The following is a 24,734-nucleotide window of genomic DNA, read 5'->3' as shown; positions in this document are numbered from 1 at the left end:
AAATCGGGGGTGCCGCAGATCGCGACAATCGTCTTCCCAACGGAGACGAACCATGTCCGAACCCATCGAAACCATGATTGTCGGCGATGTCATGGCACAGTGGCCATCCACTGTGCCTGTCTTTATTCGCAATCACATGGCCTGCCCCGGCTGCGTCATGGCACCTTTCATGACCATTCGCGAGGCTGCGCGCGAGTACGGTCTGCGGCCCGATGCGCTCGTGCGGGAGTTGTCCGACGCGATGCAGCCCGCCCGGGACTGAACGGGCACAACATCCGAAAACACGCGGCGGTACGCCGTTCCCGCATAGGTAGGAACGCGTACGCAATGCTCCGAATTTTATCCGGCCATTCGATCTGGGAAACAGGCTGTACACCGCCTTGGCGGCGGGGTGCGGCCAACCTCTCCCCTGTGCGCAATCCCCGACTGTACCGGCAAGCGGTTGAAGCAAACGCGCTCTCTTTTGTTCAAGCGCAAGTCAGCGGCCGGCCTCGCATCCTAAACCGGCTCCATCGAACACATGCTCACCAAGGAGGGCACATCATGAAGACCCGCAGCCTCAAAGACCTGTTCCTGCTCGGCACGGCCACGGCCTGCGCCATCGCCGCGGTCGCCTATGTTTCGGCGCCCCTGGCCTACGGACAGGAGGCCGCCAACATCGTTCGCGACCCCACAGAAGTTCCCGCGCCGATCACCGCCCAGGGACCGCAGCGCCATCTCGTCGAACTGGAAACGGTCGAGTTGGAAGGCCAGCTGGCTGACGGCACGACCTATACCTACTGGACCTTCAACGAGCGCGTGCCCGGCCCCATGATCCGCGTGCGTGTCGGCGATACGGTCGAGGTTCGTCTGACCAATGCCGAAGACAGCCTGATGCCGCACAATGTGGACTTTCACGCCGTGACGGGTCCGGGCGGCGGTGCGCCGGCCACGCTGGCCGGCCCAGGCGAAACCCGCGGCTTCGTCTTCCAGGCGCTCAATCCCGGCGTCTATGTCTATCACTGCGCCACCCCGATGGTCGCCAGCCACATTGCCAACGGCATGTACGGCCTGATCGTCGTCGAGCCGGAAGGCGGCCTGCCCGAGGTCGACCGCGAATTCTACGTCATGCAGGGCGAGATCTATACTGAAGAGGAGTTCGGCACGCCGGGCCTTCTGACGGAAAGTATCGACAAGCTGCTGGACGAGGATCCGGAATACTACGTCTTCAACGGCGCGGCCGGCGCGCTGCGCGACAATCCGCTGCAGGCCGAGGTCGGCGAGACTGTACGCATCTTCTTCGGTGTGGGCGGACCCAACAAGACCTCGTCCTTCCATGTCATCGGCGAGATTTTCGACGAAATCTACCCGTTCGGCTCCTTCACCTCGGAGACCATTTCCGACGTGCAGACCGTGACGGTCGCTCCGGGCGGTGCAGTGGCCGTGGACTTCCAGCTGGAAGTCCCGGGGAACTACATCCTCGTCGATCACGCCCTTTCGCGGGTCGAGCGCGGCCTGGCCGGCATTCTCGCCGTGTCGGGGCCCGAAAACCCCGAAGTCTTCGAGGCGCTGGACGGCATCTCCGAGGATTCGGGCCACTAGGCCGGACGGTCAGTCGGGGCGGCCGCTCGCCGGCCGCCCCATCTCCCCGAACTATCCAAAGGTTGGAACCATGAATACCAAATATCTCCTTGCTGCCGCGATCTTTGCCGCCGGCCTGCCCGCAGGTGCTGCCCTCGCCGAAGATCATGAAGTGCACATGCTCAACCGGGGCGAGGACGGCCAGACAATGGTCTTCGAGCCCGCCTATCTCGAGATCGCGCCGGGCGATACTGTCGTCTTTCTGCCCACCGATCGTGCACACAATGCCGAGACCATTGCCGGCATGGTGCCCGAGGGCGGCGAAACCTTCCGGGGCCGCATGAATGAGGAGGTCCGCGTGACCTTCACCCAGGACGGCGTCTACGGCGTGAAGTGCCTGCCGCACTACGGGCTGGGCATGATCGCGCTGATCAAGGTCGGCGACGGCCTCCCGGTCAATCTCGAGGAGGCCGCCAGCGTGCGGCAACCGGGCCGGGCCCGCCAGCGCATGCAGGCCCTGTTCGATCAGTTGAATGCCAATCAGGGCGACGCGCCGCCGGTCGGCGACTAGCCCGGACGGGCGGCGGCGCCGCCTCCCTCCCCGCGAAGCGCGCCGCCGTTCCCTCCCCCTTTTTGTCTCGGTCGGAGCGAGTCATGTCCTTCAGATACACAGTCCTTGCGAGTGTCTCGGCACTTGCAGCCGCCGGCCTTGTGTCCGGCATTGCCCAGGCCAGCGAACATGTAAACCAGCGGCCGGACGCACCGGTCGAACCGGCGGTGCACGATGTCATTGTCGTCACGGGCTACCGCATCGTCACCAATATCCACGTCGAAGACCAGGTCTCGCCGGAACAGGCGCCGGTGCTCGGCCCCGATGCCGCCGGCCTGGTGGCGCGCCTGCCGGGTGCGGCGCTGGTTGACAATGGTTCGGTCTCCGGCCAGGTCCAGTATCGCGGCCTGTTCGGCCCGCGTGCGCCGGTCGCCATCAATGGCGCCGCCGTCACGTCCGCGGGGCCAAATCTGATGGACCCGCCGCTGCACTACGCGCCGATGCCGCTGGTCGAGCGCATCGAGGTTGATCGGGGCGTTGCTGCTGTCAGCCGCGGTCCCGGCATGGGTGGCGGTCTCAATGTCATTCTGAAGAGTGTCGGCTTTGGTCCCGGACATGATCCCGTTGCCCAGACCGATACGATGACGGCGGTGCGCAGCGTGGACGGATCCTACGCCGCCGGCGGCGTAGCCGGGGCGGCCAGCGAGAGCAGCTATGCCGAGCTCCTGTTCTCGTATGAAGAGGGCGGCGACATCGCCTTTTCCGGCGGGGACATTCCCAACAGCCATCACGAACGCACCGTTTACGGGATCGGCGGCGGGCTGGCCCGCGGCGACCACGCGATCGAGTTCAGCTATCGCCGTTTGGATACCGGACCGACGGGAACTGCGGCCCTGGCCATGGATATCGACTTTGTCGAGACCGACATGGCGCGTCTCAGTTATGAAGGCATGGCCGGTGGCATCACGCTGGATGCCGCCCTGGGCTGGAGCGATGTGTCCCACGGCATGAACAACTTCTCCCAGCGTCCCAATGCCGATCCGATGCGTCACCGCTTCACCTATGCGGATGCGCGGACGCTGGGCGCTGAATTCGCAGTCGGTGTTCCCGCGATGGGCGGCGTTCTGGATCTCGGCATCGACCGGGAAGAGGCCGAGCACGATGTTCTGATCACCAATCCGGACAATGCCGGCTTCTTTGTCGGCAGCCTGCCGGACATCGCCATCGAACGGACCGGCATCTTTGCCGAATGGACCGGCGAAATCCTTTCCCTGGACTCCGAACTGGGCCTTCGCGCCGACCGACACGAGGACGATGCCGGCCAGGCAACGACCGGTCCGGCCCTGCCGGCCGGGGCGCAGATGCTGGCGTCCATGTTCAACATGGCCGATCGCGCGCATGAGGAAACCACCGTCGATGCGGTCGCCCGCTTCTGGCGCGAGACCGACGGTGATGTGACCTGGCGTTTGACGCTGGCCCGCAAGACGCGGATGCCCAGCTATGTGGAGCGTTATGCCTGGCTGCCCACTGGTGCCAGCGGCGGTCTGGCCGACGGCAATACCTATGTCGGCGATCTGCATCTGGAACCCGAGATCGCCCTGTCGATCGAAGCCGGTTTCGACTGGCGCGGCGACAAGGCCTATATCCGGCCGACCGTCTTTCACCGCCGGGTCGATGGCTTCATCCAGGGTGTGCCCTTTGACGCCACGCCGGGCGTGATCGATACGCCGGTGGAAATGGTATCGAACATGAATGGCGATGCCACACCGTTGCGCTTTGCCAATGTCGATGCCGAATTCTACGGCATTGACGCCGATTTCGGCTGGCAGATCACACCCGGATGGCGCGTCGATGGCGTTGCCTCCCTGGTACGCGGGGAACGGCGCGATATCGACGATCCGCTCTACCGCATGGCACCCGCACGGTTGCTGCTCGATCTGACCTATGACCAGGCGGACTGGAGCGTTTCACTGGAAGGCGAGTTCGTGGCCCGGCAGGATCGCGTGTCGGCCACGAATTCCGAGACGGTTACCGATGGCCATGCCGTCTTCGGCGCCAATCTGGACTGGTATGCCCGCGACAATGTGCTGGTCACGCTTGGTGCCGAGAACGTGTTCGACGCGATCTATGAAAGACACCTGTCCGGATACAATCGCGTCGCCGGTGGCGATGTGGCAGCCGGCGATCGTCTGCCCGGCGCCGGGCGTGGCCTGTATGCCCGGGTCAGCGGGGCGTTCTGATCGCGCGGGTCCGCAACTGCAAGGCCGCGGCACTCGATGCTGCGGCCCTTTTCTTTGGTGCTCCGCACATTCAGTCGATGGCGTTAAGGCAGCGTGTCAGGAGGTTGGCGAAATCGGGCAGGAGGGTTTTGCGGACCGCCTCGCTGGCCCAGTAGGGGTTCATGAAGACGCACCGGATCAGAACCAGTTGCGTGTCGTCGGCCGCGCCGCCCCAGTGCGCCACATGGCGGGCGATCTGTTGGGCGTGTATCGGGGCGGCGAGGGTCGTCGTGGTGACCGCAAATTCGCCGGCCCCGCCGAGGGCGGCATGGAGTTCGCGCGTGCGCCGGTTGGCCCGGCTGAGGGCTTCGCCGCGCCTGGCGGCCGAGAAACAAACGATATTGGCATCGACAGGGCCAAGGACGTGAAGGTCCGCGACCGTGGCAAGGGCCTCGCGCTGGAAACGGCGCGCGGCATCGACCATGCCACCCAGCAGCGCGCCGAACCCGTCAGGGCCGAAGCCCATGGTCCGGCCGGTCAGCCAGACGGCGGCCGCGCCCGCGGCCGACCGCGACCCTTCCAGTGTCACGGTCCAGGGGTCGTCGGCGATCCGCTCGCGTTCCAGATAGGGCGCGGCAAACACGGAGACCGTGTAGTGATCGCGGTCGCGGGCCAGGAAGGCGCCGCAGGCATATGGCACAAAGCCCAGCTTGTGCGGATCGATGGTGACGGAATCGGCCCGGCCGATAGCGCGCAGCGCCCGAACCGCTGCCGGTGCCAGCCCGGTTTCGCCTGTAGCGCCGGCAATCGTGCACAGAAAGCCGCCATAGGCTGCATCGACATGGTGCCACAGCTGCCAGCCGCGCGTTTCGCGCCAGGTCTGGAGGCGGTCGGCGACGCGGTCGACGGGGTCGATCTCGCCGGTCTCGGTGGTGCCCGCAACACTCACCACGGCCAGGATGGGCCGGTGCCGGGCCGCAGCCCGGTCGACCAGCCGTTCGAGATCGTCGAGATCGAAGCGGCCATCGGCGTCCAGCGCGATTTCCCAGAACGCCTCCTCGCCCAGGCCAAACACATTCGCGGCCTTGCGCCAGGAGAAATGCTTGTTTCCGGGCACCAGGACCACCGGTCCGGCATAATCGTGCCCGCAAGCCGTCGAGAGGCGCCGGATCACGTCTGCCGGATTGCCGGCCACGGCGCTGCACCGGCGCAGGTCTTCCGGGGCCGGGGCGAACGTCTCGAGCAGCCGCTTGTACCGCGCCCAGCCCATATGGGCCGAGGCGAAAACGTCGAGTGTCTCTCCCGTCTCTTCCGCGATCCACAGCGCCAGGGCCAGCCAGTGATCGAGCCGGTAGCGGGCGCGCCAGACGCCCTCGAAATTTGCCACCGTCCCGCCCGAGGTGAAATGTCCGCGGGCCCGGCGGGGATCGAAGCCGATCATCTCGGCCAGCATGGCAATCGCCTCCGCCTCGATCACCGTGCCGACCCGCGAGACTTCCTTGGACGTGTTGTTGGGATTGTGCAAAAGAGCGGTGAGATGGCCGAACAGGGCGGGCAGGGTCAGCTCGGACACCATGTGCCCGACATAGCGGGGCGAATAGGTGGGGGTCTCCCGGCGCATCAGTGTCTTCAGCGTACCAAGCTGCTGGCTCATGCGTTCGCGTTCGCGCAGAAATGCGGGCGTCATCCGTTCCGCCGGCTCGATCGCGGCCGGGTCGTCCGAGCGATACTGCCGGCGCCAGTCGAACCAGTCGTCCAGAATGGCCTGGAATTCGGCGCGCACCCACGCCTCGTTCTCCGACTTGGGACCTGGAAAATAGGCCTTCGCTTCCACTCGCTCATGCTTGCGTGCCATGCGCGCATACACCTCCAATCCTGCCGGACTGTCTTCGCATCAGGCCTGGCCGGGCGTTTTGCGGCAGATCAAAACAGGGTCATGCGCGTCACTTGCGCCAGCGCAACAAGGACCGCGCCGGGCGGGGGTAACACTGGGTCGGGAAAACGAGGACGCTCCGACCATGAAACCCATGCTTCTCACATCCGCAGCCCTGTCGCTGCTCGCCATCTCGCCGGCGCTGGCCGGCCAGGCGGAGCACGACCCCTACAGTCTCAACATGCGCCTGCGCCACGAAACGGTGGACCAGGACGGTCTGCCGGAGACAGCCTCTGCCCTGACCCTGCGCACGCGCTTTGGCTTGCAGACGCCACCGCGTGACGGGGTCACCTTTCTGGTCGAGGCCGAGAACACGGTCCATCTGATCGACAACTTCGCCGACACGGTCGCACCGCGTCCTGGTTATCCGGTAGTGGCCGATCCGGAAGTCACCGAACTCAACCGCTTCCAGATCGACTGGCGCGGGGACAGCGGGGTCGGTGTCACGATCGGGCGGCAATGGTTCGTCATGGACGATCAGCGCTTTGCCGGTCCGGTCGGCTTCCGCCAGAACAGCCAGTCTGTAGATGCCATCCGGCTGAGGAGCGGGCATGTGTGGCCTGTCGCGTTGGACTACGCCTATATCGACCGCGTTCACCGCATTTTCGGCGACGATCACCCGGCGGGCGAATTCGACAGCGCGTCGCACGCCGCCGAAGCGCGCGGCGAGACGCCGCTGGGGACGTTGTCGGCCTTCGGTCTCCTGCTCGATTTCGAGAATGCGCCGGGCCTGTCCTCACAGACCTACGGTCTCAGGCTGACCGGCACGCACGAGGCCGTCGCCTACCGGCTGGAATACGCCCGCCAGTTTGCTCATGCCGGCAATACGGCCAGTTTCGAACTCGATTACCTCCGCGTGGAGGGCGATTACGATGCCGGACACTACACGGTGGGCGGCGGAATCGAGATTCTGGGCGGCGACGGGATAACAGGCTTCCAGACGCCGCTGGCGACGCTGCACAAATTCCAGGGTGCGGCCGATGTCTTCCTGAATACGCCCGCGGATGGCCTGCGCGACATTTATCTGCGTGGCCAGTGGAGTTTTCCTCATGCCGTCCCGGGACCGCTGAGCCTGGGTTTCGCCTGGCATGATTTTGCATCGGACGACGGCGGGACCGGCTACGGATCGGAGATCGACCTGGTCGCGGGGCTCAGCCTCACCGAGCGTGTGTCGGCCGAGGCCAAGGCGGCGGTGTTCGACGGCGATGCGGGCGGTCCGGTCGACCGGACCAAGATCTGGCTGAGCCTCGTCTTCGACTATTGAGCATTTCCGGTTCCGTGGCCGGTCCGTCCCCGGGCGCCTTCGGTCGTCCTCGTGGCAGATCGGAAACAGGAGGCGGTGCGCCTTGTATCTCCGGCTTGCTGCCCGTGAGTTTTCCTCCCAACGCGACGGTTCTGTGAAGTGAGGCCGTCATGAAATGCTGGCATCAGGTGCTCGTCCTCCGGTCGGTCCAGCACCATCTGGCGGACTGGTCCAACGAATAGCTCCCACCCTCCCGGGTGGTTGAGCGGTCGCGCTCATTTTCATCGACAAATCAGGAACTCGATCCGAGTGATCGTGGCTGACCGTCCGTCCCGGCTTGTGTCTATCGCGTTGCAATCAGGGGAGGCGAACTCGGGTTCGCCTGGAGACGAATCGTGAAAATCGAATCGCCAAGGCCGATCTACCCTTTCGTACCGGTGCACCTGCAGGCTTGTGTCTGAACTATGAGGGTGCAAGGCATGGCTCGGGCCTAAACCGCGACGGCGTGGCGGGCGCTGGAGGTCTGCAGGCGTTCGTCATAGGCGGCTGCCACGTTGCGCACCAGTGGGCGATAGGCTGGATCGACAATCACACGGCTCCCCTCGCGTGCAACAATGCCGGCGGCCTGGAACGCGCTCAGATCGGCCTGCGGTACCGCCAGGCCGGCCGCGGCGGCGAGTGCGGCCGGGTCGGCGCTCAGCGTGCACATGAGCTGTTCGATGATGGAGCGGCGCAGCCGGTCTTCCGGCGTCAGGCGATAGCCGCGCGCCGTGGGCAGTTCGCCGTTCAGCACACGGCGCTCCCAGTCGTGCGTATGAGCCGTGTTTTGCACATAGCCCCGGGGCAGCCAGCCGATCGCCGAGGCGCCGAGCCCGATGATCGCCGGAGCCGTGTCGGTCGTATAGCCCTGGAAATTGCGCCGCAAGGCGCCGGCCTCCAGGGCCCGGGCCAACTCGTCGCCGGCGCGGGCAAAATGGTCCAGCCCGATGGGTACCTGGCCGCCGGCGGCCAGGGTTCCAGCGATGGCATCGGCCTGGGCCAGCCGCTGGGCTGCGCCGGGAAGGTCGTTCTCGGCGATCATCGACTGGTGCGGCTTCATGTGCGGCACGTGGGCATAACCGAACACCGAGAAACGGTCGGGCCGCAAGGCCAGCGCCATCCGGGCGCTGGCGATGCAATTCTCCACCGTCTGCAGGGGGAGGCCGTAGAGCAGGTCGAAATTCAGCCCCGTCACGCCGGCATCGCGCAGCATGTCCACGCATTCCTCGACCAGTTCCCGGGGCTGGATGCGGTTGACCGCGCGCTGCACGCTGTCGTCGAACGTCTGCACGCCCAGGCTTGCGCGGGTGACGCCCGAGGCGACGAAGGCCGAGGCCATGGCGTCGTCGAAAATGCGCGGATCGACCTCGACCGCGATCTCGGCATCGGGCAGTACGTCGAAACGGTGCCGGATGCGGTCCATCAGGGCTTCGAACCGGCGGGGGGGCAGATAGGTCGGACTGCCGCCGCCCCAGTGGATGTGCGAGACTTTCAGCCGCGCGGCGGTATGGTTCGCGACCGTGTCGATTTCCTTGAGCAGGATATCGGCATAGGCGTCTACCGGTGCTATCCGCCGCGTCGCCTTGGTGTGACAGCCGCAATACCAGCACATGGTCCGGCAGAAGGGCACGTGGAGGTAGAGCGAGACCGGCGCGTTCGGATCGAGTCCGGCCAGCCATTGCCCGTAGTCGCGGGCGTCCAAATCCGGCGAAAAGTGTGGCGCGGTGGGATAGCTCGTATAGCGCGGCACCCGTTCGTTTGCGTATTTCAGGATTGTTTCGGTTCTCATTCCGCCGCCATAGCGGTTTGCGAGCGGCCGGAATTTGCGTTGGCGCAAACCTGGCCCCCGGCGGTCATTGCCCTCCGGCTCCGCCGGCGGAAAGGCGGGCCGGGCACTACAGGCATCGGCTTGAATGCGGCCGGACATTCGCGCAGTTTGCGAACGCGTCAGGCGGTTCGGTTGTCTGGGGCGGATCCCCCGCTTGGTCTGCGGGAACTAGCACGCTGGGCGAAACGATGCCGGGAACCACATTTGCCGAGGGACAGCTGCAGGCGCTCGTTCGCACAGCAGTCGACGGCATTTTGTGCATCGACCGGCACGGCCGGGTGAGCCTCTACAATCCGGCCTGCGAACGCATTTTCGGCTGGACGGCGGAAGACGTCATCGGGCGCAATGTGTCGATGCTGATGCCGCGCCGCTATGCCGAGCGCCATGACGGTTTCATCGCCAATTATCTCACGAGCGGAACACCGCGGATCATCGGTATCGGCCGACAGGTCGAGGGATTGCGCAAGGACGGGACCGAATTCGCCATGGATCTCAGTGTCGGCGAGTTCGTGGACCAAGGCGAGCCGCTCTTCGTGGGCATTGTGCGCGACCTGTCGGACCGGGTGGCCGCCGAGCGGCGCCTGCGCGATCTGCAGGCCCAGCTGACCCATATGGGCCGGGTCGGGGCGGTGGCGGAGATGGGCTCGGCCCTGGCGCATGAGCTGAACCAGCCATTGACGGCCATATCGCTCTTTCTTGCGGCATCCGATCGTGCGCTGGAAAGCGATCCGGAGAAGGCGCGCGCCTTGTTTGCCCGGGCCCAGGACGAGGCCCAGCGTGCCGGCGACATTGTCCGGAAGATCCGGCAAATGGTGGAGCGTGGCGATGAGGAACGCCGCCGGGTCGACCTCTCGGAGATTGTCCGCGATGCCGCCGAACTGTGCCGCGTCGTCGATGCGGATGGCGAGGCCACCATCGATGTCGACGAGCTCGAATTCGATGGCACGGTGTTCGCCGATCCGACCCAGATCCGGCAGATCATGGTCAATCTTGTAAAGAATGCCCTGGATGCCACACTGGGGCAGACCGACCGGCGGATCCGCATCCGCAGCTATCTGGACGGGCCGGACGATGTCTGCGTACTGGTGGAGGACAACGGTCCCGGCATCGATCCGGAACTCCGGCCCCGCCTGTTCGCGCCGTTTGTCAGCGGCAAGCCGGACGGGCTGGGCATGGGGTTGTCGATCTGCCGGACAATCGCGGAAACGCATGGGGGAAACCTGGAACTTGCGGACGCGGCGGGCGCACCGGACAACCTGTCCGGTGCGCGGTTCCTGCTTCGACTTCCGGTGGAACGGGATGAAGAATGAGCGAATTGAAGATTGCAATCACCGATGATGACGAGGCGGTCCGGGAGTCGCTGGCGGCCGTGCTCGACCTGCCTGGACGTGTCATCGCGACCCATCCGCACGGTCTCGCCTTCATCGAAGCGGTGAAGTCGGACACGCCCGATGTCGCCTTTCTCGATCTCAAAATGCCGCAACTGTCCGGTCTCGACACATTGCGGCGCCTGTCCCCGCTGTCGTTTCCAGTGATAATGGTCAGCGCCCATGGCGATATCGCCACGGCGGTCGAAGCCATTCGGCTGGGCGCTTTCGATTTCATCGAGAAGCCCTTCACGCCCGTTACCGTCGAAGCGGCGCTGGCGCGTGCCATCGAGGAAAGGGAAGTGCCGGTCGATACTCTCTCGCTCGACGGCCTGACCAGCCGAGAGCGCGAGATCGCCGAAACGCTCAATCGCGGATTGACGAACAAGGAAATCGCCCGGGAGCTCGATATCAGCCCCCGCACGGTCGAAATACACAGGGCGCGCGTCTTCGCGAAGCTGGGCGTCCGCAATGTGGCGGAACTGGTCCGGATCATGTCGCGCTAGGCGCAGCGACTTTGATCACGAGCAAAGAATGCGCCCGCCTGTCCGGTTACCGACGGCGGATACATGGGCCAGTCCGCAATCATACTCGTCGAAACCGACCCGTTTGTCCGCGAAGCGTTTGCCGCTTTCGCGGACGCCATGGACTATCGCAGTGTCCAGTTCGGGTCCCTGCAGGGCGCTGTCGAGAATGCGCAGCCGGCGGCCAATGATGTCCTGATCGTTGATCTGCATGCGGCGGGCGACGTACGTCAATTCCTGGCGTGGAGGACCGGCATGCGGGCGCCGCCGGCCACCATTATCGTGACCTGTTCCTCGCCCGCCATCGTGCGGCACATTATTGGCGAGGGCCTGGGTATCGCCGTGGTCCGCAAGCCTGTGGATGCCCACGCACTCCTGGCGCTCATCCGGTCAAGGATAGGCGGACCGGCATAAGGGTTTTTGCGTACGCATTGATGCGAATTACGGCCGGCCCGGCGATCTGGGAAACAAGGCTCCGGAACGATCCCGACGATGGAGCAGATCATGTCTTTCGAAACGCACCGCTGCCTGGCCAAACACACACCGATCTATTTCGCCGGCGATGATGCCGGGGAGTTGATCAAGGTCACGAAAGGCGTCGTTTCGGTGTTCTGCATCTTCGAGGACGGGCGCCGCCAGATCGTCGACTTCGTCACCGAAGGCGAATTGCTGCACTTTCAGTTCGGCGGCGAGCTGGATCATTATGCCGAGGCGCTGACCGATGTCGAACTTGTGTGCGCCCCGGTCAATGCGGCGCTGTCCGACACCGCATGGGCGGAATATGTCTTCGAACAGATGCGCAACCGCCTCGACCGCGAACGCCGGCACATCACGCTTCTGGGCCAGAAGTCCGCGGCCGAGCGTCTGGCCGAATTCCTGATTATCGTGTCCGAGCGCCTGACCACGCCGCTGGGCGATATCGAACTTCCGATGACCCGTCAGGAGATTGCCGACTATACCGGCCTGACCATCGAAACCGTATCGCGCATGTTCTCGCGCTGGATGCGCGAACGCCGCCTGGTCGTCACCGGCAAGCGCACCTACCGGATCGAAGGCGCGCTGGCGGCATGACGACCCGCGGCGGGCCGGGCCGGATCGCCGGCACGGTCATTCTTGATGCTGATCAAGGCTGTTCCTGCGCCGGAGCGGCAGAGTAGGCAAAGTTCCGGGAGATGCTGCCATGAAGCTGCGCAAGATCATGATTCCTTTCGTTGAAACGGGAACCTGCGACGCCGCGTTCGATGCGGGCCTCGCGCTGGCCAAGCATTTTGGCTCGCATCTCGACGTGGTGCATACGCGCCCGCGCATCGTGATGCCGGACGGTTTGTATTACCCCGTCGTGGTTCCCTATATCGAAGCCAACTACGACGCCCTGTCGGAAGCGACGACCAGGGCCGCCCGCGAGCTGAAAGCCCGCTTTGATGATCTGTGTTCCAGGCACAAGCTTGCAGTGCTGGATACCGACAAGGCGGCTGCCGGCACGGCGGAACCGGCAGCGTCCTGGGTCGAGTACGAGGCACGCAGCGTTTACGACCTGGGCAATCGGGCGCGGCTTCGCGACCTCACCGTGATGGTGCGTCCCGTCACGGTCGACCGGCACGACGAATACGGGCTGATGGAATCCATCCTGTTCCAGTCCGCACGCCCGCTGCTGGTACTGGACGGCGACAGGCGCATGAAGCGCGTTCCTGCCACGGTCGTGCTGGCCTGGAATGGCGGGCTGGAGGCGACCCGGGCCCTGAGCGCAGCCCGACCCTTCCTGGCGGCGGCGCAGTCGGTAACGGTGGTGGCGGTCGGCGATATCGCCGAGGAGGGCCTGTCGGCAGAGGAGGCGGCCCGCTATCTGCAACTGCACGATATCGCTGCGCAGGGCCGTACGATCCGGCGCGACATGTTCAAACGGCCCGAGAATGAGTTCATGGAGCTGATCGAGGCGGAACACCCCGAACTGGTCGTGATGGGAGCGTACTCCCACAGCCGGGCCCGCGAAGCCATCTTGGGCGGTTTCACCCGCCATCTTCTGCACGATGCCAACTGTCCGGTCCTGCTGTGCCACTAGCAGAGCGTTGCCGGGCGCAGACACAGTGAAGGCCGGACGGAATTTTCCATCCGGCCATTTGTCGTCTCAAGCCTCGGTCCTGACCTTGTGGATGCCCAGCATGTCGAACACGGCCTTTTCGTAGACGGGTTCGCCGGCGCCGCGCCGGATCTTGCCCAGGAAATAGCTTTCAAACGCGCTCTTGGCGACGTGTACCCATCCGCCCCGGGCAGACCAGTTCACATTGCGCGGCGGGATTTGGGGCATTGCCACGAAGGCGACGCCGCCATCGCCGAAATCGGCCAGACAGACCGCATTCCACGTGGCGACATTGCGGGCCGGCTCGCCGTCCAGATCGGCCCGCAGATTTCGGGCGGTGGCCACGACCATGGATTCGATCATGAAACCGGTCTTGGGCACGCCCACGGGCACGGGATAGGCCGCAACAGGCGGGATCGCCACGCACACGCCGACCGAATAGATGTTGGGCCAGTTCGGATTGCGCTGGTGTTCGTCGATCAGCACGAAGCCGCGCGGATTGACCAGACCTTCGACATCGCGCACTGCGGCGATGCCGCGGAAGGCGGGCAGCATCATGGAGTATTTGAAGGGCAGTTCGTGGGTCTTTTCCACCGCCCCGTCCTCGCCGACCTCCTCGACATGCATCATGCCGTCTTCGACTTTCGTCACGCGGGCGGAGGTGATCCACTTGATGTGCCGGTTGCGCATCTCGCTTTCCAGCAGACCCTTGGTATCGCCAACCCCGTCCAGGCCGAGATGGCCGATATAGGGTTCCGAGGTGACAAAGGTCATCGGCACCTTGTCGCGGATCTTCCGCCTGCGAAGATCAGTCTCCAGGATCATCGCGAACTCGTATGCCGGACCGAAGCAGGACGCGCCCTGGACGGCACCGACGATGGCCGGGCCGGGATCCTTTACGAAGTCCTGCCAGACCGTATTCGCTGCCGCGGCATGATCGACGTGGCAGATCGACTGGGTGAAACCGCCACGCGGTCCCAGGCCTTCGATTTCGTCAAAGGCGAGTTCGGGGCCGGTTGCGATGACGAGGTAGTCGTATTCCAGCGTATCGCCATTGGCGAGATCTATGGCGTTGATATCGGGGCGGACGCGAGTGGCTGCCGCGTGGAGGAAGTCGATGCCTTTCTTCTTCAGCATCGGTTCCAGTTCGACCTTGATCTTCTCCGGCTTGCGCCAGTCGACCGCAACCCAGGGATTGGAGGGCGTGAAATGAAAGGTCGGATAGTCGGAGACGACTGTGACCCGGTCCTCCTTGCGCAGGGTCTTGCGCGCTTCGAGTGCCATCGGGACACCGCCCAGGCCGGCCCCCAGTACGACGATATGGGCCATCGCATTCCTCCCATGATTGAAGGGGCCATTCTCTCGCCTGCCGCGCAGTGAAACATTGCGCTGGGTCAACTCATCGCGTCACGTCGTCCGCTACTGTGCAAAAGCTCGACTTGAGGTGTTCGAGGACACCCCGGCAGCGTTCGTCGCTGATCGAGTAGTGAACCTGGAGGCCCGATTTGCGCCCCTCGACCAGACCTTCGCTGCGCATCCTGGCGAGATGTTGCGAGGCCGCCGATTGCGACAGGCCGGCGATGTCGCAGAGCTCGCCGACGGTCGCCTCGCCGGCGGCCAGGCGGCACAGGATGAGCAGCCGTTTTTCGTTCGCCAGCTGTTTCAGGAAGGCGGCGGCTTCGCCGGCCTGGTCCTGCAATTGTGCGATCTGCGGATCGATGGGGTTCCCGGACACGCTCACAACGATGCCTCAAATATTAGTTGACACTAAATTAGTAATATCTATATCAGATGTCAATCATATTAACCCATGACACGGGAGTTCGTCATGAGCCTGCGAGAGCTTGAACCGAAGGACGTTCACGAAGCCATCCGTGCCGGCAGTGCCGTCATCATCGATGTCCGCGAACCGCGTGAATACGCCACGGAGCGCCTGCACGGGGCGTCGCTGTATCCCTTGTCGACCTTCGACCCCCGGGCCCTGCCGATCGACAAGACGCGCGACGTGATCCTGCATTGTGGCTCCGGCAAGCGCTCCGTGGATGCGCTCAAGCGCTGCGAGAAGGCCGGCGTGCCGATCACCGCGCACGTCAAGGGCGGCCTGATGGCCTGGAAGGCCGCCGGCCTGCCGACCGTCGCCATCGATCCGGCCACGGGCCGCGTCATCGACCCCCAGAAGGCCTGAAACCAGAAAGGCTGATCCCGTCATGTTGAGAGCCGGTCTTTTCGCGGTCCTTGTCCTGGCCGCCGCTACCGCACAGGCGAACGCACAATCGGGCGAGACCTTCACGGTCTCGCAGAGCCTGATCGCCGACCGCAAGGCCGTGTTCGCCACGGTCGAGAGCGTCGACACCGTCGCCGCCCGCGCCCGTATCGGCGGCACGATCGGCGAGCTGCGCGTGGATGAGGGCGACGCGGTTGAGGCCGGCGACGTTCTGGCGGTGGTGGTCGACGATCGCCTGGCGCCCCAGATCGGTGCTGCCAACGCCTCCGCATCCGCCCTCGCCGCCCAGCTGGAACAGGCGCGGATCGATCTGACGCGCGCCGAGGACCTGTTCGAACGCGGCATCTTTCCCCAGGCCCGGCTCGACCAGGCCCGCACCCAGGTCGACGTGCTGGAAGGCCAGCTCGCCTCGGCCCGGCAGGAGCGCGCCGTGCTGGTCCAGCAATCGCGCGAAGGCGATGTGCTCGCCCCCTCGGCCGGCCGGGTGCTGAACGTGCCCGTCACGTCCGGCAGCGTGGTCCTGCCCGGCGAGGCCGTCGCCACCATCGCCTCGGACCTCTACCTGTTGCGCCTGCGCCTGCCGGAACGCCATGCCCGCACGATCTCCGAGGGCGATCCGGTGACGGTCGACGCCGCCGCCCTGACCGGCGATGTCGCACCCACGGGGCGCATCCGCCAGGTCTATCCGCGCATCGAGGACGGCCGTGTGGTCGCCGATGCCGTGGTGGACGGCCTGGGCGATTTCTTCGTCGGCGAACGCGTCCGCGTCTATGTCGAGGTCGACGAACGAGCGGCTTTCCTGGTGCCGGAAGACTTCCTGATCAATCGCTACGGCGTCGATTATGTCCGCCTGCGCGAGGCTGACGGTCATGCCGTCGACATCGTCGTGCAGCGCGGCCGGACCACGCCGGACGGGATCGAAATCCTGGGCGGTATCGCCGAGGGCGACGTGCTGGTGCAGCCATGAAACTCGGCCTTTCCGGACATCTCGCCCAGGCGTTCATCCATTCGCCGCTGACCCCGCTCATCCTGCTGGCCTCGCTGGCCATGGGGCTGATCGCCCTGATGGTCATCCCGCGCGAGGAAGAGCCGCAGATCTCCGTTCCCATGGTGGACGTGATGGTCGCCGCGCCGGGCCTGAAGGCCACGGACGCGGTGGAACTGGTCACCGAACCGCTGGAAACGATCGTGCGCTCGATCGAGAATGTCGAACACGTCTATTCCCAGACCGAGGACGACCAGGTCATGGTCACCGCGCGATTCGACGTCGGCACCGATGCCGACGACGCGATCCTGCGCGTGCACGAACGGATCAACGCCAATCTCGACCGCATCCCCCACGGCATAAACCCGCCGCTCATCGTCGGCCGGGGGATCGACGACGTAGCCATCGTCGCCCTCACCCTGTCGCCCGATCCGGCGGTCGCCGAGCACTGGGACGACAACGCGCTCTACAATATCGCCGAAGAACTGCGCACGGCGCTGATGTCGGTCGAGGATGTCGGCCTGACCTATATCACCGGCGGCCGGGCCGACCAGATCCGCATCGAGCCGGATCCGGAACGCCTGTCGCAATACGGCGTCACCCTGCAACAGCTGGCCGGACGCATCGCCGAGGCCAACCGCTCCTTCCCCGCCGGCCAGGTGACCGGCAGCGACGAGACGCGCTTCGTCATTGCGGGACAGACGCTGCAGGGCGTACCCGATATCGGCCTTCTCCTGCTGACCTCGCGCGACGGCCGCCCGGTCTATGTCCGCGACGTGGCCGATGTCGTTGTCGGTGCCGAACCGGCCGATGCCCGCGCCTGGATGCTCACCCGCGAAGGCGGGGAGGAGAGCCATGGCGAGGAGGCCCACGGCAGCACGGCCGGCTGGGTCCGCACGCCCGCCGTCACCCTGGCCGTCGCCAAGCGCGAGGGCGCCAATGCGGTCGTCGTCTCCGAACACATCCTGGAACGCCTGGAATTGCTGCGCGGCAGCCTGATCCCGGAAGGCGTCGATGTCGCCGTCACCCGCAATTACGGCGAGACCGCCAACGAGAAGGCCAACGAGCTGCTCTTCCACCTCGCGCTCGCCACCGTCTCCATCGTGCTGCTGGTCACCTTCGTGATCGGCTGGCGCGAGGGCCTTGTCGTGCTGGTCGTTATCCCGACCACCATCCTGATGACGCTTTTCGCCTCCAATCTGATGGGCTACACGATCAACCGCGTCTCCCTGTTCGCGCTGATCTTCTCCATCGGCATCCTGGTCGACGACGCCATCGTGGTGATCGAGAACATCGCCCGCCACTGGGCGATGAAGGACGGGCGTCCGCGCATCCAGTCCGCCGTCGAGGCCGTCGCCGAGGTCGGCAATCCCACCATCGTCGCCACGCTGACCGTGGTCGCGGCGCTGCTGCCCATGCTCTTCGTCTCCGGCCTGATGGGCCCCTACATGGCGCCGATCCCGGTCAACGCCTCCGCGGCGATGATCTTCTCCTTCTTCGTCGCCATGGTGCTCACGCCCTGGCTGATGAAGGTGATCGCCGGACGCCGCAAATCCGACGGGCACGGGCATGCGGACGGCCAGGAAGGCTTCCTCGGCCGGTTCTATCGCCGTGTCGCCACGCCCATCGTGGCCGGCCGCAGGGCCGCTTGGACGCTGCTGCTGACCGTGGGCGTGCTGACCCTGGTCTCCATGTCGGCCTTCTACTTCAAGGCCGTGACGGTCAAGCTGCTGCCCTTCGACAACAAGTCGGAATTCCAGGTCATCGTCGACCTGCCCGAAGGCGCCACGCTGGAACGCACCGACCGCGTCCTTACCGAGGCCGCCGACCGGCTGGCCGCCATCCCGGAAGCGGTCTCGATCCAGGACTATTCGGGCACCTCGGCGCCCTTCAACTTCAACGGCCTGGTGCGCCACTATTATCTGCGCAGCCGTCCGGAACAGGGCGATCTGCAGGTCAATCTCCTGCCCAAGCACCATCGCGACCGCTCCTCGCACGAGATTGCGCTGGAGGCCCGCGAGCTTCTGGCCGGCCTCGACGTGCCCGACGGCACGGCGGTGCAGGTGGCGGAAATCCCGCCGGGCCCGCCCGTGCTGGCGACCCTGCTGGCGGAAATCTACGGTCCCGACGCGGAAACCCGCCGCGCGGTGGCCCGCGAGGTGCGCGCCGCCTTCGAGAGCGTGCCCTATATCGTCGACGTCAATGACGGGTTCGGCGAACCGCGGCCGCGCCTGCGCATCGCCATCGACCAGGACAGCCTGGAATATTTCCGGGTCCAGCAGTCCGACGTCTACGACACGATCGGCGCACTGATCGGCGGCACCACGGTGGGCTATTCCCATCGCGGGGAAGGCCGCAACCCGGTCGAGATCGCTGTGGAACTGCCGCGCGGCGACCGCTCCTGGTCCGAACGCCTGGCCTCCACCCCCGTGCCCGCCAACACGCTTCCCGGCGACCGCACCGTGGTCGAACTGGGCGATGTGGTCTCGGTGACCGAGGAAGAGGGCTCGCACATCATCTTCCGCCGCGACGGCCGCTATGCGGAAATGGTGATGGCGGAACTGGCCGGCGACTACGAGGCCCCGATCTACGGCATGTTCGCGGTGCAGGCCGCGCTTGACGCGCGGTCCTGGAGCGCGGACGTGCCCCAGCCGGAAATCCGCATGTACGGCCAGCCGCCCAGCGATGAGGACGTCACCCTGCTGTGGGACGGCGAGTGGGAAATCACCTATGTCACCTTCCGCGATATGGGCGCCGCCTTCATGGTCGCCCTGCTGGGGATCTACGTGCTGGTGGTCGCCCAGTTCGGCTCCTTTCGGGTGCCGCTGATCATCCTGACGCCGATCCCGCTGACCTTCATCGGCATCATTCTGGGCCACTGGATCTTCGGCGCCGCCTTCACGGCGACCTCGATGATCGGCTTCATCGCCCTGGCCGGCATCATTGTGCGCAACTCGATCCTGCTGGTCGATTTTATCCGCCACGGCGCGGAGGCAGGCGAACCGTTGCGCGAGACGCTGCTGCGAGCGGGTGCCATCCGCTTCAAGCCCATCCTTCTGACCGCGCTGGCGGCTATGATCGGCGCCTCGGGCATCCTGGGCGAGCCGATCTTCCAGGGCCTGGCGATCTCGCTCCTGTTCGGGCTCGCCTCCTCCACCCTTCTCACCGTGCTGGTCATTCCGGCGATCTACATCGTCTTCAAGGACGGCGATGCGCCCTACCGGCCAGCCAATTCCGAAGCGTCTCATGAAGGAGAAACATCATGACTCTCGGACGCGCCGTCATGCTCTTCGCCGGCTGCATAACCCTTCTCTCGGCGATCCTGGCCTGGCAGGTCAGCGAATGGTGGCTGCTGCTCACCGCCTTCGTCGGTCTCAACCAGATCCAGACCAGCTTCACCGGCTTCTGCCCGGCGGCGATGCTCTTCAAGGCGCTCGGCGCGCACGAAGCCGGCCACGATTTCCGCTAGCCGCCGGACACGAAGACGCGTGCCTGCCAGGGGGCGAGATCCAGCGGGCCGGTGGAGGGAAAAGTCATTGTCTCGCCCGTGCCGAACTCCCGGTAGGCGCCCGTGTGCGGACTGTCCGCAAAACTTACCGATTGCGGCTCCGAAGACAGGTTGAAGACTGCAAAGACGGCACTGTCCGCACCGCGCCGCACAAAGCTGAACACGGCCTGTTCGGCGGAATTGGGCACAGGGACCATCGGCGCGCCGGCGGCGCCGTTCCACAGGGCCGGTGTATTGTGTTTGAGGGTGATCAGGCGTTCGTAGAGATCGCCGACGGGGTGGTCGCGCCAGACGATGGGGTCGCGCTCGAAGAATTCCAGCCGGTCCTCATTACCCGCCTCCTGGCCGTTGTAGATCATCGGCAGGCCGGACCCGACGAAGGAGAGGGTGATCACGGCCTCCAGCGCGTCGCCGAAGCGTTCGAACTGGGTCGCCTCCCAGGAGTTCTGGTCGTGATTGGAGACATGGCGCATGCGGTAGGCGTCGCGCGGCCAGGTATTGGCCTCGTCATAGAAGTAATATCCCCTCAGCGCCCCGGCATCGGCATGACCCATGGCGACATCGTGCATCATGTTGTTCCAGGTCCACGAATAGGTGGCGTCGAAGGCATCGCGGTGCAGATCGCGCTGCTCCCATTCGGCGAGCATGAAGACCGGGCGGATGGCTTCGAGCTCGGCGCGCACGCGTTCCCAGAAGTCAATCGGCACGAAGCCCGCCACATCGCAGCGAAATCCGTCCAGCCCGACATCGCGCACCCAGAACGCCATCGCACCGGCCATGTAGTCGCGCAGCTCCGGGTTCGAATAGTCGAAATCGGCGACGTCGGACCAGTCGGTCCCAGGCGGCGGCTGCATCTCGCCGCGCCAGTCGCGCGAATACCAGTCGGGATGGGCCTGAACGAGCGGATTATCCCAGGCCGAATGATTGGCAACCCAGTCCAGGATGACCCTCATGCCCAGCGCGTGCGCCACGTCCACGAAGGCGCGCATATCGTCCATCGTGCCCAGTTCGGGATTGACCGCGGTGTAGTCGCGGATGGAATAGGGGCTGCCCAGCTCGCCCTTGCGGTTTTCCTCACCGATCGGCTGGACCGGCATCAGCCAGAGAATGTCCACCCCCATTTCGGCCAGACGCGGCAGTTCGTCCGCGGCCGCAGCGATCGTGCCTTCGGCGGTGAACTGGCGCAGATTGATCTGGTAGAGGACGGCGTCGCGGGACCAGTCGGGGTGGTGGGTGCGGATGACGGACGGCGCGGCGGCTGCCGTGTCCTGCGCCCAGGCAGGAATGCTGGCAGCCAGGGCGGCGGCGAGTATCGGGGCGAAATGGCGGCCGGTCATGTGAAACTCCTCCCGGGACAGTCTTTTGCCTGACTTTTCTGGTATCGACTATGGCGGACATTCGTTCGGCGGTCGAGCGGATATCCATTTATTTGCATAAATTTGCAGACCAGATTCAGGGTGTTTCCGGCAGTAGTTTCAGCGGCTTTGTCATTGGCGCTTGGTCATATTGCGCATTCTTGTTTATCTATTGGGCGACTAGAGGGGGGCGATGATGGAAGCGGTTCCAAGTGGTGAAGCGCCACCGGCGGGGGCGGCGCGATGAACGCCGAACCCGTCCGGTCGATCGCCATCGTCGGCGGCGGTTCGGCCGGCTGGATGGCGGCCGCGGCCATCGTCAATGCCACACAGGGCCGGATCCGTATCGATGTTGTCGAATCCGAGCAGATCGGTGTTGTGGGGGTGGGCGAGGCAACCATCCCGCCGATCAAGCTGTTCAATCAGTCTCTGGGCATAGACGAAAACACGTTCGTGCGGGCCACGAACGGATCGTTCAAACTGGGGATCGAGTTTCTCGACTGGAGCGCAAAGGGTCGCCGCTATTTTCATCCCTTCGGCATGTTCGGCCGGGAATTCGACCGTGTGCCGCTTCATCAATACTGGCTCAAGGCACGCCGGGCGGGCGACGAGACCCCGTTCGAAGACTATTCGATGGCCTGGCAGATCGCCCGGCTGAACCGGTTTTCGCCGCCGTCGAGAGACCTGCGCCTGGTGCAGTCGACCTTCGACTACGCCTATCATTTCGACACCATTCTCTATGGCCAATTCCTGCGCCGCTATGCCGAGGAGCGCGGCGTCGTGCGGACCGAAGGCAAGGTGGTCGATGTCGGGCAGGATGGCGAAAGCGGCGATGTCCGTGAGCTGGTCCTGGAGGACGGACGCAGGATCCGGGCGGACTTCTTCATCGACTGCACGGGGTTTTACGGCCTTCTGATCGAGCAGACGTTGAAAACCGGTTACGAGGACTGGACGCATTGGCTGCCTTGTGACCGGGCGGTGGCGGTGCCGTGCGAGAGCGGCGGGGACTTCACGCCCTACACACGATCGGCGGCGCGCGATGCCGGCTGGCAATGGCGCATTCCCCTGCAGCACCGCACGGGCAATGGGTATGTCTATTGCAGCGCCCATATCGCCGACGAGGAGGCGGCCGATACCCTGCTGAAGCATCTCGACGGCAAGCCGCTCGCCGATCCGCGTTTCCTGCGCTTCACGACCGGGCGCCGCAAGGCCTTCTGGAACAGAAATGTCGTCGCTATCGGCCTGGCGGCCGGCTTCATGGAGCCGCTGGAGTCGACCAGTCTTCATCTCATCCAGACCGCGATCACGCGCTTTCTCGCGCTGTTTCCCGACAAAGGCGGAAACCGGCTTAATGCCGAGGAGTTCAATCGCCTGAGCGTGGAGGAGTACGAGCGTATCCGCGACTTCCTCGTGCTGCATTATCACGCCACCACCCGCACCGACGGCGAGCTCTGGCGTCATACGGCCTCAATGGACATACCCGAGAGCCTGGCCTATCGCCTGGCGCATTTCCGTGCGACCGGGCGTCTGGTGTCGCCGGGGCCGGAACTCTTCCTCAATCCCAGCTGGCTGGCGGTCTATTTCGGCCAGGACATCATACCGGACGGGGGCGATCCGCTGGCCGATCTGCGCGATACCGACTGGAAGGGGCGGCTGGCCCACATCCGGCAGGCAATGGCCGAGGCCCTGCCGCCGGTGCCGTCCCACCAGGCGTATATCGACCGGTTCTGCAAGGCGCCCGCCTAGCCAGGCGCAGGGGCCGGGCAGTGCTGGCGGACAAAGTCCGCATGGGCCGGCATCTGCCTGGCGGCACCGTCGACCAGGGTGCGGACATGGCCAAGGAATTCGGCGAGCCGGGCCGGTTCCAGCGTGTCCGCCATCGGGTGGTATCCTCCCGGTTCGATCCCCTGGCCGATCATCACCTGGAGCCAGTTGGTATCGGCGAACAAGTCCTCCTCACGGGTGTAAAGCCGCCCGTTTGCGCGGAACAGATCCAGCTTGGCGGTCAGCGTGTCGGGAACCGGCATGGCGCGGCAATCCTGCCAGAAGTCCGAGTCGGTCCGCGAATTGGCGTGATAGTGCAGGATGATAAAGTCGCGTACGCGCTCGAACTCGAGCGTCATCTGGCGATTGTATTCGTCGCGGTCGGCCGGGCTGAAATCGCCGTCGGGGAAATGGTTGATCAGCCGGCTCACACCGGACTGGATGAGGTGGATCGAGGTCGATTCCAGCGGTTCCAGGAAACCGCCGGCAAGACCGAGGGCGACGACATTTCTGTTCCAGAAGGCCTTGCGGCGGCCGGTCGTGAAGCGAATGGTGCGCGGATCCGCTAGCGCCTCGCCTTCCAGATTGGCCAGCAGCAGGTCCATGGCATCCTGCTCGGTCATATGGGCGCTTGAAAAGACGTGGCCATTGCCCGTGCGGTGCTGCAGGGGAATGCGCCATTGCCAGCCCGCGGTCCGGGCGATCGCCTGGGTGAAGGGACGTACCGGCGCGGCCGTGTTCGCGCTGGGTACGGGGATGGCCCGGTCGCAGGGCAGCCAGTGGGTCCAGTCCTCGTAACCGGTCTGCAAGGCGCCTTCTATCAGCAGGCCGCGAAAGCCCGAGCAGTCGATGAAGAGTTCGCCCTCGACCGTGCGGCCGTCCTCCAGAGACACGGCTTCGACGAAGCCGGTTTCCGGGTTCTGCCGGCAACCGACGATCCGTCCTTCCAGCCGTTCGGTGCCCCGCGTCTCGGCGTAGGCGCGCAGGAAGGTGGCATAGCGCGAGGCGTCGAAATGATAGGCATAGACCGTGCCGCGCATGGGCGACGTGCCGATGCGTTCCACGGGGGCGAAGCGGTTGTCCCGGGCGGCCGCCGCGTTGAGGCAGTAGCGCCAGAGCGAGTGGGGTTCGCCAAGGGTGCGGGCGCGCAGCCAGTGATGATGAAAGGGGATCCGGCCGAGATCGTAGCCGATCGTCCCGAAACTGTGCAGGTAGGAATCGCCGATCCGGTTCCAGTCGACGAACTCGATCCCGAGTTTGAACGTGCCGCCGGTGGCCGCCATGAAATCGCGTTCCTGGATGTCCAGGGCGGCATTGAGGTGATGAATCTGCGGGATCGTCGCCTCGCCGACTCCGACCGTCCCGATCTGTTCGGACTCGACCAGGCGGGTGCGCACGGTGCCGCCCAGAAACCTGGTCAGCGCGGCGGCGGCCATCCAGCCGGCTGTCCCGCCGCCCACGATCACGACATTGCGGATCCGTTTCGATGTCATGGCGGTCTACCTCGGAAATGAACCGGAAGGCTTGCGTTTGAGAGTTCCGGCGTCAATCGGCCTGT

Annotated in this window: 21 protein-coding genes; 15 read left to right on the top strand and 6 right to left on the bottom strand. The window is 65.1% G+C overall.

Annotated features, from left to right (window positions below; translation table 11 throughout):
• Window positions 1–52 precede the first annotated feature (52 nt).
• The 4 genes from Q1U94_RS09265 to Q1U94_RS09250 all read left to right on the top strand — a co-directional run bounded on the left by Q1U94_RS09265 (window position 53) and on the right by Q1U94_RS09250 (window position 4,350).
• Window positions 53–262: a DUF1858 domain-containing protein gene (locus tag Q1U94_RS09265; RefSeq protein WP_300543691.1), complete on the top strand. Its 210-nt coding sequence runs from the start codon at window positions 53–55 to the stop codon at window positions 260–262.
• A gap of 281 nt (window positions 263–543) precedes the next feature.
• Complete coding sequence (gene nirK, locus Q1U94_RS09260) at window positions 544–1,581, top strand: copper-containing nitrite reductase (protein WP_300543688.1); 1,038 nt, start codon at window positions 544–546, stop codon at window positions 1,579–1,581.
• A gap of 70 nt (window positions 1,582–1,651) precedes the next feature.
• On the top strand, window positions 1,652–2,131 hold the full coding sequence (locus tag Q1U94_RS09255; RefSeq protein ID WP_300543685.1) for a pseudoazurin: 480 nt from the start codon (window positions 1,652–1,654) through the stop codon (window positions 2,129–2,131).
• Between the two features lie 83 nt (window positions 2,132–2,214).
• Window positions 2,215–4,350, top strand: a complete 2,136-nt coding sequence (locus tag Q1U94_RS09250) for a TonB-dependent receptor (RefSeq protein WP_300543682.1) — start codon at window positions 2,215–2,217, stop codon at window positions 4,348–4,350.
• Between the two features lie 70 nt (window positions 4,351–4,420).
• On the opposite strand, the gene Q1U94_RS09245 is transcribed toward Q1U94_RS09250, so the two are convergent.
• Complete coding sequence (locus Q1U94_RS09245) at window positions 4,421–6,184, bottom strand: pyridoxal-dependent decarboxylase (RefSeq protein ID WP_300543680.1); 1,764 nt, start codon at window positions 6,182–6,184, stop codon at window positions 4,421–4,423.
• A gap of 163 nt (window positions 6,185–6,347) precedes the next feature.
• Between Q1U94_RS09245 and Q1U94_RS09240 the strand changes: the two genes are divergently transcribed.
• On the top strand, window positions 6,348–7,526 hold the full coding sequence (locus Q1U94_RS09240; RefSeq protein WP_300543678.1) for a hypothetical protein: 1,179 nt from the start codon (window positions 6,348–6,350) through the stop codon (window positions 7,524–7,526).
• Window positions 7,527–7,995: 469 nt separating this feature from the next.
• Here Q1U94_RS09240 and hemN read toward each other — a convergent pair whose 3' ends face one another.
• Window positions 7,996–9,333: an oxygen-independent coproporphyrinogen III oxidase gene (hemN, locus tag Q1U94_RS09235; protein ID WP_300543676.1), complete on the bottom strand. Its 1,338-nt coding sequence runs from the start codon at window positions 9,331–9,333 to the stop codon at window positions 7,996–7,998.
• A gap of 227 nt (window positions 9,334–9,560) precedes the next feature.
• Here hemN and Q1U94_RS09230 point away from each other — a divergent pair, with 227 nt between their 5' ends.
• The 5 genes from Q1U94_RS09230 to Q1U94_RS09210 all read left to right on the top strand — a co-directional run bounded on the left by Q1U94_RS09230 (window position 9,561) and on the right by Q1U94_RS09210 (window position 13,322).
• Window positions 9,561–10,682 (top strand): PAS domain-containing sensor histidine kinase, encoded by a 1,122-nt coding sequence (locus tag Q1U94_RS09230; protein ID WP_300543674.1) that lies wholly within the window; start codon window positions 9,561–9,563, stop codon window positions 10,680–10,682.
• Window positions 10,679–11,245 carry a response regulator gene (locus Q1U94_RS09225; protein ID WP_300543672.1) on the top strand — a complete coding sequence of 189 codons (567 nt, stop codon included), beginning with the start codon at window positions 10,679–10,681 and terminating at the stop codon, window positions 11,243–11,245. The genes Q1U94_RS09230 and Q1U94_RS09225 overlap by 4 nt, the downstream gene beginning before the upstream one ends.
• Before the next feature lie 63 nt (window positions 11,246–11,308).
• A complete protein-coding gene (locus Q1U94_RS09220; protein ID WP_300543669.1) occupies window positions 11,309–11,677 on the top strand; it encodes a hypothetical protein in 369 nt (122 codons plus the stop codon).
• 90 nt (window positions 11,678–11,767) lie between these two features.
• On the top strand, window positions 11,768–12,334 hold the full coding sequence (locus Q1U94_RS09215) for a Crp/Fnr family transcriptional regulator (RefSeq protein ID WP_300543666.1): 567 nt from the start codon (window positions 11,768–11,770) through the stop codon (window positions 12,332–12,334).
• A 109-nt stretch (window positions 12,335–12,443) separates the two neighbouring features.
• The gene (locus tag Q1U94_RS09210; RefSeq protein ID WP_300543664.1) at window positions 12,444–13,322 is read left to right on the top strand and encodes a universal stress protein; all 879 of its coding nucleotides are present in this window, start codon (window positions 12,444–12,446) and stop codon (window positions 13,320–13,322) included.
• 66 nt (window positions 13,323–13,388) lie between these two features.
• Here Q1U94_RS09210 and Q1U94_RS09205 read toward each other — a convergent pair whose 3' ends face one another.
• On the bottom strand, window positions 13,389–14,669 hold the full coding sequence (locus Q1U94_RS09205) for an FAD-dependent oxidoreductase (protein WP_300543661.1): 1,281 nt from the start codon (window positions 14,667–14,669) through the stop codon (window positions 13,389–13,391).
• A gap of 70 nt (window positions 14,670–14,739) precedes the next feature.
• Window positions 14,740–15,081, bottom strand: coding sequence for a metalloregulator ArsR/SmtB family transcription factor (locus tag Q1U94_RS09200; protein WP_300543658.1), 342 nt, complete (start codon window positions 15,079–15,081; stop codon window positions 14,740–14,742).
• Between the two features lie 87 nt (window positions 15,082–15,168).
• Here Q1U94_RS09200 and Q1U94_RS09195 point away from each other — a divergent pair, with 87 nt between their 5' ends.
• Genes Q1U94_RS09195 through Q1U94_RS09180 form a run of 4 tightly spaced genes read left to right on the top strand, consistent with a single transcriptional unit; the run spans window position 15,169 to window position 20,018 of the window.
• Window positions 15,169–15,525 carry a rhodanese-like domain-containing protein gene (locus Q1U94_RS09195; RefSeq protein ID WP_300543655.1) on the top strand — a complete coding sequence of 119 codons (357 nt, stop codon included), beginning with the start codon at window positions 15,169–15,171 and terminating at the stop codon, window positions 15,523–15,525.
• Window positions 15,526–15,547: 22 nt separating this feature from the next.
• The gene (locus Q1U94_RS09190; protein ID WP_300543653.1) at window positions 15,548–16,531 is read left to right on the top strand and encodes an efflux RND transporter periplasmic adaptor subunit; all 984 of its coding nucleotides are present in this window, start codon (window positions 15,548–15,550) and stop codon (window positions 16,529–16,531) included.
• On the top strand, window positions 16,528–19,815 hold the full coding sequence (locus Q1U94_RS09185; RefSeq protein ID WP_300543651.1) for an efflux RND transporter permease subunit: 3,288 nt from the start codon (window positions 16,528–16,530) through the stop codon (window positions 19,813–19,815). The genes Q1U94_RS09190 and Q1U94_RS09185 overlap by 4 nt, the downstream gene beginning before the upstream one ends.
• Complete coding sequence (locus tag Q1U94_RS09180) at window positions 19,812–20,018, top strand: DUF2892 domain-containing protein (protein ID WP_300543649.1); 207 nt, start codon at window positions 19,812–19,814, stop codon at window positions 20,016–20,018. Before Q1U94_RS09185 ends, Q1U94_RS09180 begins: the two co-directional genes overlap by 4 nt.
• Here Q1U94_RS09180 and Q1U94_RS09175 read toward each other — a convergent pair.
• Window positions 20,015–21,394: an alpha-amylase family glycosyl hydrolase gene (locus tag Q1U94_RS09175; protein ID WP_300543646.1), complete on the bottom strand. Its 1,380-nt coding sequence runs from the start codon at window positions 21,392–21,394 to the stop codon at window positions 20,015–20,017. The genes Q1U94_RS09180 and Q1U94_RS09175 overlap by 4 nt on opposite strands.
• A 261-nt stretch (window positions 21,395–21,655) precedes the next feature.
• Here Q1U94_RS09175 and Q1U94_RS09170 point away from each other — a divergent pair, with 261 nt between their 5' ends.
• Window positions 21,656–23,158, top strand: coding sequence for a tryptophan halogenase family protein (locus Q1U94_RS09170; RefSeq protein WP_300543644.1), 1,503 nt, complete (start codon window positions 21,656–21,658; stop codon window positions 23,156–23,158).
• Here Q1U94_RS09170 and Q1U94_RS09165 read toward each other — a convergent pair.
• A complete protein-coding gene (locus Q1U94_RS09165) occupies window positions 23,155–24,669 on the bottom strand; it encodes a tryptophan halogenase family protein (RefSeq protein WP_300543642.1) in 1,515 nt (504 codons plus the stop codon). The two genes, Q1U94_RS09170 and Q1U94_RS09165, sit on opposite strands and share 4 nt — an antisense overlap.
• Between the last annotated feature and the right edge of the window lie 65 nt (window positions 24,670–24,734).

Origin of the sequence: Maricaulis sp., from assembly GCF_030149515.1 — a bacterium.
Taxonomy (GTDB): Bacteria; Pseudomonadota; Alphaproteobacteria; order Caulobacterales; family Maricaulaceae; genus Maricaulis.
This window is presented reverse-complemented; position numbering and strand designations above follow the sequence as displayed.

Bases quoted from the DNA above. Each gene is read 5' to 3' on its own strand.
- Q1U94_RS09255 (WP_300543685.1), top strand. From the start codon at position 1,652: ATGAATACCAAATATCTCCTTGCTGCCGCGATCTTTGCCGCCGGCCTG.
- Q1U94_RS09245 (WP_300543680.1), bottom strand. From the start codon at position 6,184: ATGGCACGCAAGCATGAGCGAGTGGAAGCGAAGGCCTATTTTCCAGGT.
- Q1U94_RS09230 (WP_300543674.1), top strand. From the start codon at position 9,561: ATGCCGGGAACCACATTTGCCGAGGGACAGCTGCAGGCGCTCGTTCGC.
- hemN (WP_300543676.1), bottom strand. From the start codon at position 9,333: ATGAGAACCGAAACAATCCTGAAATACGCAAACGAACGGGTGCCGCGC.
- Q1U94_RS09225 (WP_300543672.1), top strand. From the start codon at position 10,679: ATGAGCGAATTGAAGATTGCAATCACCGATGATGACGAGGCGGTCCGG.
- nirK (WP_300543688.1), top strand. From the start codon at position 544: ATGAAGACCCGCAGCCTCAAAGACCTGTTCCTGCTCGGCACGGCCACG.
- Q1U94_RS09185 (WP_300543651.1), top strand. From the start codon at position 16,528: ATGAAACTCGGCCTTTCCGGACATCTCGCCCAGGCGTTCATCCATTCG.
- Q1U94_RS09170 (WP_300543644.1), top strand. From the start codon at position 21,656: ATGAACGCCGAACCCGTCCGGTCGATCGCCATCGTCGGCGGCGGTTCG.
- Q1U94_RS09180 (WP_300543649.1), top strand. From the start codon at position 19,812: ATGACTCTCGGACGCGCCGTCATGCTCTTCGCCGGCTGCATAACCCTT.
- Q1U94_RS09220 (WP_300543669.1), top strand. From the start codon at position 11,309: ATGGGCCAGTCCGCAATCATACTCGTCGAAACCGACCCGTTTGTCCGC.
- Q1U94_RS09240 (WP_300543678.1), top strand. From the start codon at position 6,348: ATGAAACCCATGCTTCTCACATCCGCAGCCCTGTCGCTGCTCGCCATC.
- Q1U94_RS09165 (WP_300543642.1), bottom strand. From the start codon at position 24,669: ATGACATCGAAACGGATCCGCAATGTCGTGATCGTGGGCGGCGGGACA.
- Q1U94_RS09210 (WP_300543664.1), top strand. From the start codon at position 12,444: ATGAAGCTGCGCAAGATCATGATTCCTTTCGTTGAAACGGGAACCTGC.
- Q1U94_RS09205 (WP_300543661.1), bottom strand. From the start codon at position 14,669: ATGGCCCATATCGTCGTACTGGGGGCCGGCCTGGGCGGTGTCCCGATG.
- Q1U94_RS09195 (WP_300543655.1), top strand. From the start codon at position 15,169: ATGAGCCTGCGAGAGCTTGAACCGAAGGACGTTCACGAAGCCATCCGT.
- Q1U94_RS09190 (WP_300543653.1), top strand. From the start codon at position 15,548: ATGTTGAGAGCCGGTCTTTTCGCGGTCCTTGTCCTGGCCGCCGCTACC.
- Q1U94_RS09215 (WP_300543666.1), top strand. From the start codon at position 11,768: ATGTCTTTCGAAACGCACCGCTGCCTGGCCAAACACACACCGATCTAT.
- Q1U94_RS09175 (WP_300543646.1), bottom strand. From the start codon at position 21,394: ATGACCGGCCGCCATTTCGCCCCGATACTCGCCGCCGCCCTGGCTGCC.
- Q1U94_RS09250 (WP_300543682.1), top strand. From the start codon at position 2,215: ATGTCCTTCAGATACACAGTCCTTGCGAGTGTCTCGGCACTTGCAGCC.
- Q1U94_RS09265 (WP_300543691.1), top strand. From the start codon at position 53: ATGTCCGAACCCATCGAAACCATGATTGTCGGCGATGTCATGGCACAG.